Consider the following 8,671-nt stretch of genomic DNA (forward strand, 5'->3'; position numbering starts at 1 on the left):
CGCGAGGGGCGGGGGGACATCGCGTCCCCCGCCCCTCACGCACTCCCCCTCCGCCCTCGGTGTAGGTTCCGCAACTGCGTGAGCACGGGTTCCTGCGGAAACGCCGCAATCCAGGTGCATTGAGCAGTGAAGGCGTCGGTCGATGCTGAGCAATCGGCAGCCTCCTTTCAGTCTGATCGATAACACAGAGTGAAGGTGGACCGCGCCGGGTAGTGCAGGCGATGCCCACACCAGTCGCTCGGCGGGAGCGGTGATGATCTGCACGTTCATGCCGTGCTTCTCATGTTTCCCAGAGTAGAAGGGCCGGTCGGCCGCGATTCGGTCGATCGGCAACAGCGTGTCGTCCAGGATCACGAACGCCTTGGTGGAGGCGGTGCAGGTCGCGGTCCGCAGGTCGGAAGCCAGCACGGCGAGGACCGCGCCCGCGGTAACTGCTTCAAGCGCTGAACACTTCGCGAAGAACCCGCTGCAGGCGGTCGCGAGCCGGTCGGTCGGCAACGACAACGACAACGACGAAAGGCGGATCAGCGCGCTGGCTCAGACGTGCCTCATGCCTGGTCGCGGCTGGCGACCACCAGGTATCCATCGCTCTCGGGGTCGAAAGTGGTGGACTGCATCGTGAGCCCGACACTCCGCAACTGCGTCACGAGGTCCTCGTACCGGTAGGGCCAGACGGACAACCGCTCCGAGCAGGCTCGCACTGCCCCACCCGGCTCGATCTGGGCGACCACGATCTCGAGGAAGTGTTCCTGCTCCCAGCGCTGCTCGATCTGCCAGTAGTAGCTGACGACCGCATCGCGTTCGTCGCGGCGGATGAGTCGATCACGGACGTCTACCCGTGAGCCGGCGGAGCGCACGAGCTCCCAGTTGCGTGAGTGGAGCACAAGGCGTCCGCCCGGATTCAGCAGCCGCGACATCGCTTCCAGTGCGGTCAGGCGCCCGGCTGCGCCCTCGGCGTGTCCGAGCGAGTTGCCGACGCAGAACACCAGGTCGAACGTGGAGTCCTCCAGGTGGTCGGGCAGCTCGTCCCAGTTCGCGCGGAGCGCCCGAAGCGAGACACCCTGCTCGTCGGCGGCCTTCTCGGTCCGGCGAACCATCCCGCTGCTGGCGTCTGCGGCGACCACGTCAAGGCCAAGACTCGCGAGACCGACGGCGAGCTGGTCGGTTCCACACGCGCAGTCGAGGACGCGCGCGTTGGGCGGCAGAGAGCCCACGACATCGCTGTAGTAAACCGCGGCTGCCTTGGCGGGGGTCAGCCTGTCGTCCCCGATCAGCCACTCGTATACGTCGGAAAGCGCCCCATAACCAGCCACCGCGACAACCTCCATCACTCGACGACACGCGGGCTAACCTCGCGCTTTCATGGGGACGCTGTCCGAGGCTTGATCGAATAAGCGGAGATGCTCCTGACCTGTAACGATGGGACTTGTCTAGGGTCCTGTCAGCTGCACGGAAGAAGCACTCTCCAGGTGAAAAATTATCGGGTCCTGCCCGCGGGCCCGCAGCGGGGGAGGCGGCCGGGCGGTGGTCTCCCAGGCCGGGAGCGTGCTGCTGGTCGAGACCGTCCGCAAGGCCCGCCTGGACACCGCGATATCCGCAGCGCTGATGCCGTGGCGCAAGCCGCGGGCCGTCCATGACCCGGGCAAGGTCCTCCTGGGCGTCGCCCTGGCTGTGGCCTTGGGCGGGGACTGCCTCGCGGATGTCGGCATGCTGCGGGCCGAGCCGACTGTATTCGGGCCGCCTCGGACCCGACGGGGTGCCGGTGATCGCGCATTCCGAGAAGGAGGACGCCGCATCCACGTGGAAGCGGACGTACGGCCACCACCCACGTCACCGCCACCCGGCTGGCCCTGGCGCAGTTGCCGAAGGAGTACCGGCGCGGGTACCTCCGCCGGCGGCATCCATACCTTCCTCACCGGGCTCACACAGCGCGGGAGGTGGCTGTCCTACACCGTCGGCATGGCTGTCACCGAACAGGCCCACAGCCACGTGCTGAAGGTTCCGGCCTCCGCCTGAACGCCGATACCGTTGAGCGCCCAAGGGGCGGCTATTCGCCCCCTCGCTTGCGCAATTGAAAGGCCGTGCCAAGTCCGTCGGCGATAATGCAACACCGCGCAAGAATTGGCCTGTGGTCGCTGGTGTTATGTAGGCGTGAACCGGGGCATTTCACACGTCGGCGTTTACTGGCAGGTCGTCCGGTGGTCCGTTCCGAGGGTCAGGCGAAGAGCGGCCACTGGGTGAAGCCTGGCAGGGGCGCGTAGTTGCTACGGTCCCTTTGCGTCGCGCTGTCTGAAACTGAGCGTTGTCGAACTGCTCCGCTACGTGATTGTATCCGATCTTGCAAGCACCTGGGGGGGAAGTTTCTGCCGGTACGGACGAGGCGTTCGTGCTGTGCAACGCGGCTTGCCTGACGGCGTGATCCCGAGGTGCCTGTGTACGTGCAATGTCGGGAATCGAGAGCACGTGAAGATCAAGAAGGCTATCGCTACCGTCATGCTCGTCGGCTCCGCCCTGATGGTCACGCCCGTGGCCAATGCGGCGATAAGCGACTGCAACAACAACAACATGTGCCTGTGGGGCAACAACGACTACCAGTGGATGCTCGACGAGCGGTACCACGGCAGCAGCACGCTCGTCAATCTGAGCGGCGACGAGGACAACGCGATGGACTCGTGGTCCAACGAGTCGGGCACCCACGAGGGCTGCATGTACGGCGCCAGGAACGGCACCGGCGACAGGCAGGGCATGGCTAAGGAAGCCAATGACAACAACGTCTCGCCGCTGAACAGCGACGAGGTCAGCTCGTGGCGAACCAGGTACGGCTGCTAAACCGCTCAGAGAGCAGAAGGACTGACGACATGACCGGAGCACCGCTGATCCAAACGCGCGACCTGTGTAAAGCCTACCGATCGGCAGTGGAAACGGTGTGGGCCGCACGGGAGGTGAACTTCACCGCCAGCGCGGGCGAGTTCGTCTGCGTGTACGGGGCGAGCGGCTCCGGGAAGTCGACCCTGCTGAACCTGCTGGCCGGCCTGGATGTCGCCGATACCGGTGACATCCAGGTCGCCGGTGTCGACGTCGGTGCGGCGGATGAGGCCCGGCGCGCGCGGCTGCGGTTGGATGCCGTCGGCGTGGTCTTCCAGCACCACCAGTTGGTGGAGGAGTTCACCGCCGCCGAGAACGTTGCGTTGCCGCTGGAGGCGCGCGGGGATACGTCCTCTGCTGCCCGTGCGGAGGCTGTCGCCCAATTGGCCCGCGTGGGCCTGGCCGGGCTGGAGGACCGACTTCCAGGTCAGCTGTCCGGCGGTCAGCGGCAGCGGGTGGGTATTGCCCGCGCGCTGGCCGGTGACCGCGCCGTGCTCCTGGCGGACGAGCCGACAGGAGCGCTGGATTCGGCCGCTACGAGGGAGATGTTCACGCTGCTGCGGAAGTTGTCCGACGAGGGGGTGCTGGCAGTGGTCTGCTCCCACGATCCCCGCTGCCGGGAGTTCGCCGACTCGGTTTACGAAGTCGTCGACGGCCGCCTGGAACACCGCTGATGGCGCGGCAGCCGAAGCAGGCAGATAAGGGCACATCGGTCCTGCCGCAGCCACGGCTCGCGGCACGGCTGGCATGGCGGCTGGGCCGGCGCCCGGGCCAATGGATCGGTGCCTCTTCAACGGTGTTCGTGGCGGGTCTGTTCACGATGGCCATGTTCATCGCGTTGTCGACGTTGTCACTCTCAGGTGCTCAGGAGGCCGATCGCGACTTGGGCCGTTTCGACGCTCTCGCGAGCGCTGAGATGACGCTTCCCCCCGGCAGTAAGACGCCGGCCCCAGCCATGGCCGGGGCGGCTCAGCAGGCCGGTGCGAACGAGTCCGCCGCCTTCCTCACCGCACTCGACGTGCAGCTCGCCGTCACTCCGGCACGGAACGTGACCCTGCTGGAGGGGCAGTGGACGCCCAACCCGTACCCAGATATGTACGAGTTGACGGCCGGGCACTGGCCGCAACAGCCGGGCGAGATCGTTGTGACCGACCCCGGGGACGTCAAAGCCGCGCCCGGCCAGACGCTCACCGTGCTCGGTGACGTTCGGCTGCGCGTGGTGGGCGTCGCAGACAACCACTACGCGAACACCTCGGCCCTGCTCGCCGCGCCAGGCACGTGGAGCAGTCTGGACCCGAAACTCGCTGAGGGCTACCCCTCCCTGGCCGCACAGCCCTACCTGCTGTGGACCGGGGGTCCAGAACAAGCCGTCATGGACGCGGTAACCAAGACGCTTACGCCGTACAGCGATGGCTCCGGCTCACAGGAGGCCAAGGGCGGACCGGAACTTCTGCCCGGCCCGCCGATCCTTCGGGCACAGCTGGAGACCAAAGCAGCCGATTACTGGATCGAGAAGTCCCCCGCCGGATACACCATCCCCGCCGTTCTGGTCCCCATCGGCGCAGTGCTGCTGATGTTCGGGCTCGTCGACCGACGCCTGCGGCGCACCACGGAGACCATGGTCTCCTTGGGGCTGCGACCCGCCACCACGGTAGCGGCCGTGAGCTTCGCCTGCGTGGCATGGTGCCTGGCGGCAGCTACCGCCGGTGCCGCCGCCGGAGTTGCCACCGGCTGGGCCCTACGACCTCTCCTGGCGCACCTGCAAGACCGGCCGGCGGGAGATGTCGAAGGAATCACAGACGCTGCTACGCAGCTCCTCGCTCTGGTCGCGGCAACCGGAGTGCTGACCGGCGCGGGACTGCTCCTGGCCCGCCGGACACGCAGTGAGCAGCCTCACCCCACCACCACGTCACCGGCACACCAGCCGCAGGCGAAGAATCTCCGCAAGAAGAGTGCCGCGACGGTTGTCCGCGACGTCCGCCAGCTGGCCGCGCTGGGCGTCTGGTGCGTCTGCATGGTCTACACGGCGACACGCCTCGACACCCCGTCCGAGGGCATGTTCCTGACCGCCCTGATCACGGCCGCGGTGGTGCTGACGTTGCCGGAGTTCTTCGGACTCGCGACCCGCCTGCTCACGGAGCGTGACGCCCGCCGCAGGCTGGCCCGCCGTCAACTGCAGGCCGACCGAAGGCGGGCACAGGCCGCCCTCGCCGTCCTTACCGTGATCATCGGCGCCAGCCTGGGCATGCTCGCCCTTCTCGACACCCTGATCCGCAGCAGCGAGAACACCGTGCAACCGGAGGTCCTGCCCGGCCAGGTACTACTGGCGCACCGGGCCAGCAGCGCCTTCGCACCACCCGAGCGGGTGCTCACCGTGCTCAAGGAGAGCAAAGTTCTCGAAGGCCTTCCCCAGGTGGAACTCCACCGCCTCTCGAAGGAGTCCGTGGACGAAACCGGCCCCGTCCCCAGCACAACTCGCCAAGGCAACGACGGCGGCATCCTAGCCGTTGACTCACCCGACGACGTCCCCGTCCTGACCGGCCGCCCCCTTACCGCCGACCAGCGTGCGCTGCTCAACCGCGGCGGCCTCCTGGTCTGGGCGGACCGCGACAACGCCCCGCCCCCCGAAGGACAGCCGACCCGACTTGTGGTGGCTGAGGACGACCGCATCCTCAGCAAAACCCCTCCCCTGCCCTCCAAGCCACTGGAACTGGCACCCACGGGCTGGCGCGCCGGCACGGACGGGATCCTTCTCGTCGACACCGCCCGCCGCCTTGACCTCCCCATCGCCGTGCGGGGCCCGATCATGGTCGCGGACGCCGACGACGGCCAGGACGCGCGCGTGCAACAGATTCTCCAGGACCACGCGATCGACGCGCGCGCCGCCTACATCCATGTCGAGCCAGAACCACCGGTCCCGGATACAGCGCTCTACGTCTCCGCCGCGGCCTTGGCCCTGCTTGCGCTCACCACCGTCCTCACCGCGCTCCGCGGCCAGACCCGAGCACTGAAGACCTACATCGACAGCCTCATCGCGCTCGGCATCCCGCCGTCCTGGGGCCGCCACATCATCCTCTGGCAGTACGCCCTGCTTCTGGGCACCGCCACTCTCCTCGGGCTCTTCATCGCCATCGTCCCGACCGTGGCTCTGGCCACCCAGATCACCGACTTCCAACTCAGCATTCCCTGGGGACAGATGAGCCTGCTCCTCGCCACTCTCGGCCTGGCCTCCGTACTCGCCGCAACCCGATCGACGCTCGCTCTACGCCGGTAGGGGCAGCGTCGTCCATCATGGATCGTTCTCAGGGTGAGCGAAGCGACCACCGGCCCGGCGGACCCATGCGGTCACAGCAGTAGCCGGTGCAGCGCCGACGCGGGCCCGGGGCAGCTCGTCCCCCGTGGAACCGTCGTCCTGGTGCGATAGCGCACCAGGACGATCGGGACTGCTGCAGGGTTGGGCGACACCTGACCTGGCTTGCTGAGAGGCGGTCAGGAAAGCAGAAAGTTGCTCTGACGAGCAAGAATGGGGATTGCCGAGGTCCCTGTTCCTGCCATCGTCGGAGGCACTTCCCAGGTGAAGAACTCTATCGGGACCTATCCCCGTGTCCATGTTCAGGACGATGGCCGCCAGGTCGTGTCCCAGGCCGGGTCGGTTCGCCTCGTCGAAACGGCCTGCAAGACCGGTCTCGACCAGGCGATATCCCGGGCTCTGGCTCCATGGCGCAAGCCGCGGGCCGTTCACGATCCCGGCAAGATCCTCCTGGATGTCGCCCTGGCGGTCGCGCTGGGCGGGGACTGCCTCGCGGACGTCGCGATGCTGCGGGCCGAGCCGGCCGTCTTCGGCCCGGTCGCCTCCGACCCGACCGTCTCCCGCCTGATCGACACCCTCGCCGCCTCCGGCGAAAAGGCCCTGCAGGCCGTCAGGTCCGCACGGGCCGAAGTCCGCAACCGAATCTGGTCGTTGGCCGGCAGACACGCCCCGGACACAGACGGCCAGGTCACCGTCGACCTCGACGGAGTCCTCGTGATCGCCCACTCGGACAAGGAGGACGCGGCAGCGACCTGGAAGAAGACCTACGGCCATCACCCGCTCACCGCCTTCGTCGACCACGGCCCGGGCGGAACCGGAGAACCGGTCGCCGCGCTCCTCAGGCCGGGGAACGCAGGCTCGAACACGGTCGCCGACCACATCACCACCGCCCGGCTGGCCCTCGCCCAGCTGCCGAAGCACTACCGGCGAGGGCGGCAGACGCTGATCCGCACGGACTCCGCCGACGGCACCCGGGAGTTCCTGTCCTGGCGCGCCAGGCGAGGACGGTGGCTGTCCTACTCGGTCGGCATGACGGTCACCGGGCAGGTCCACGAACACGTCCTGAAGACCCCCGCCCAAGCGTGGACCCCGGCCGTCGAGACCGACGGCTCGGTCCGTGACGGTGCCTGGGTCGCCGAACTCACCGGCGGGCTCCTGGACGGCTGGCCGAAAGGCATGCGGCTAATCGTCCGCAAGGAACGGCCTCATCCCGGAGCCCAGTTGCGGATCACCGACGCGGACGGCATGCGGATCACCTGCTTCGCGACCAACACCCCCGACCGGCCGATCGCCGAACTCGAACTCGTCACCGGCTGCGTGCCCGCGCCGAGGATCGCATCCGCGCCGCCCGGGCCACCGGCCTGCGCGACCTGCCCCTGCACTCCACAGCCCAGAACAAGGTCTGGCTGGAGATCGTGCAGACTGCCCTCGATCTCCTGGCCTGGATGCCGATGCTCGCCCTGACCGGCGGGGCCAGACTCTGGGAACCCCGCCGCCTGCGCTTCCGGCTGTTCACTGCGGCCGGACAACTCGTGACCACCGGCCGCCGGCGGATCCTCCGCCTCGCCCGGCACTGGCCCTGGACCGGCGAGATCACCGCAGCCCTCGAACGGCTCGCGCTCCTGCCGAACCCCGGCTGACCAGCAGATATTTCGCCCCTACGACGACAGCCCGATACCGGAGCAGTGGAGCCCGGCGCCACCCCGGGACGACACTCGGGCCCTCAACCTGCCCAGCCTTCCCCACCCGCAACGAGACGGTCCGCCGACGGAGTCGGCGAACATCAAGAAAGATCGAGGCTAACCGCGCCTACGATTCGGACCTTGCGCCTCGCACTGTGCCGGGCCGTGTCAGCGAAGCATTGAGCAGGACTCAACCACTTCCGGCCGCTGAGACTCCACCGGATTTCGTGGGAAACCGCGACACGCCGCGCCGACGCAGGTCCTCACTCCACCGGCGCCTCATCGGCCACGATGGGGACCGCGGCCGGCAAGCGTGCGTTCACTGCGGAGCTTTCAAAAGGCTTGGGGATCTCCAGCCTCGCTAACCGAGCCGGACCGGCGTCGGTTCGCTCTGTTGTCGAGAAGGGCAATGAGCTGACGCGCCTCATCGAAGAAGGCAGCTCCCGACGGAACGATCGACAGCGGGTTGGTGTGTGCGATCACGGTGGCGCCCAGGACAGCTTCGATGCTTCGAAGCTGTCTGCGGAGGGTGGTTGGAGGGATGTCGAGCGATTTCGCGGCAGCCGTGATGCTGGGGTGCCCGGGTATGTGCAGGAGGTTGCGTAGCCGTGTCAGGCAATTTCGAGTTCTGCTCAGACGATGCATTGCAGGCGAGAGAGTGACATTCAGTGAGGCAAAGGGATTCGAATAGGGGCCCTCGGGGCGTCGCGGGATGCCCCACCGTTGGAGCTGACCGGACACGCTGTCTTTGTGAACTCCAACCAAGTCGGAGGCCAAGCGGTCTTAGGAAGACAATTCACGTAAGCAACTCCTT

General features: G+C 67.4%; 5 protein-coding genes and 3 pseudogenes. 5 read left to right on the forward strand and 3 right to left on the reverse strand.

Features of this window, described 5'->3' with window-relative positions:
- Positions 1-195: 195 nt before the first annotated feature.
- A pseudogene (locus tag ABEA26_RS14315) lies at positions 196-417 on the reverse strand (transposase family protein); the annotation flags it as partial.
- A 131-nt stretch (positions 418-548) separates the two neighbouring features.
- Complete coding sequence (locus tag ABEA26_RS14320; RefSeq protein WP_345592510.1) at positions 549-1,328, reverse strand: class I SAM-dependent methyltransferase; 780 nt, start codon at positions 1,326-1,328, stop codon at positions 549-551.
- Between the two features lie 148 nt (positions 1,329-1,476).
- On the opposite strand from ABEA26_RS14320, the pseudogene ABEA26_RS14325 reads away from it, so the two are divergent.
- The 5 genes and pseudogenes from ABEA26_RS14325 to ABEA26_RS14345 all read left to right on the forward strand — a co-directional run.
- Positions 1,477-2,013: pseudogene (locus ABEA26_RS14325) on the forward strand (transposase); the annotation flags it as partial.
- Between the two features lie 450 nt (positions 2,014-2,463).
- Complete coding sequence (locus ABEA26_RS14330) at positions 2,464-2,829, forward strand: hypothetical protein (protein ID WP_345592512.1); 366 nt, start codon at positions 2,464-2,466, stop codon at positions 2,827-2,829.
- 29 nt (positions 2,830-2,858) lie between these two features.
- On the forward strand, positions 2,859-3,539 hold the full coding sequence (locus tag ABEA26_RS14335; RefSeq protein ID WP_345592514.1) for an ABC transporter ATP-binding protein: 681 nt from the start codon (positions 2,859-2,861) through the stop codon (positions 3,537-3,539).
- Positions 3,539-6,139: a hypothetical protein gene (locus ABEA26_RS14340; protein ID WP_345592516.1), complete on the forward strand. Its 2,601-nt coding sequence runs from the start codon at positions 3,539-3,541 to the stop codon at positions 6,137-6,139. The genes ABEA26_RS14335 and ABEA26_RS14340 overlap by 1 nt, the downstream gene beginning before the upstream one ends.
- A gap of 300 nt (positions 6,140-6,439) precedes the next feature.
- Positions 6,440-7,815 (forward strand): annotated as a pseudogene (locus ABEA26_RS14345) (IS1380 family transposase).
- 375 nt (positions 7,816-8,190) lie between these two features.
- On the opposite strand, the gene ABEA26_RS36335 reads toward ABEA26_RS14345, so the two are convergent.
- Positions 8,191-8,502: a LysR family transcriptional regulator gene (locus ABEA26_RS36335; RefSeq protein ID WP_425587838.1), complete on the reverse strand. Its 312-nt coding sequence runs from the start codon at positions 8,500-8,502 to the stop codon at positions 8,191-8,193.
- Positions 8,503-8,671 lie beyond the last annotated feature (169 nt).

The organism is Streptomyces marokkonensis, from assembly GCF_039539045.1.
Taxonomy (GTDB): Bacteria; Actinomycetota; Actinomycetes; order Streptomycetales; family Streptomycetaceae; genus Streptomyces; species Streptomyces marokkonensis.

Excerpts from the sequence above, each read along its gene's own strand:
- ABEA26_RS14320 (WP_345592510.1), bottom strand. The coding sequence starts at position 1,328 with ATGGAGGTTGTCGCGGTGGCTGGTTATGGGGCGCTTTCCGACGTATAC.
- ABEA26_RS14335 (WP_345592514.1), top strand. The coding sequence starts at position 2,859 with ATGACCGGAGCACCGCTGATCCAAACGCGCGACCTGTGTAAAGCCTAC.
- ABEA26_RS14340 (WP_345592516.1), top strand. The coding sequence starts at position 3,539 with ATGGCGCGGCAGCCGAAGCAGGCAGATAAGGGCACATCGGTCCTGCCG.
- ABEA26_RS36335 (WP_425587838.1), bottom strand. The coding sequence starts at position 8,502 with ATGCATCGTCTGAGCAGAACTCGAAATTGCCTGACACGGCTACGCAAC.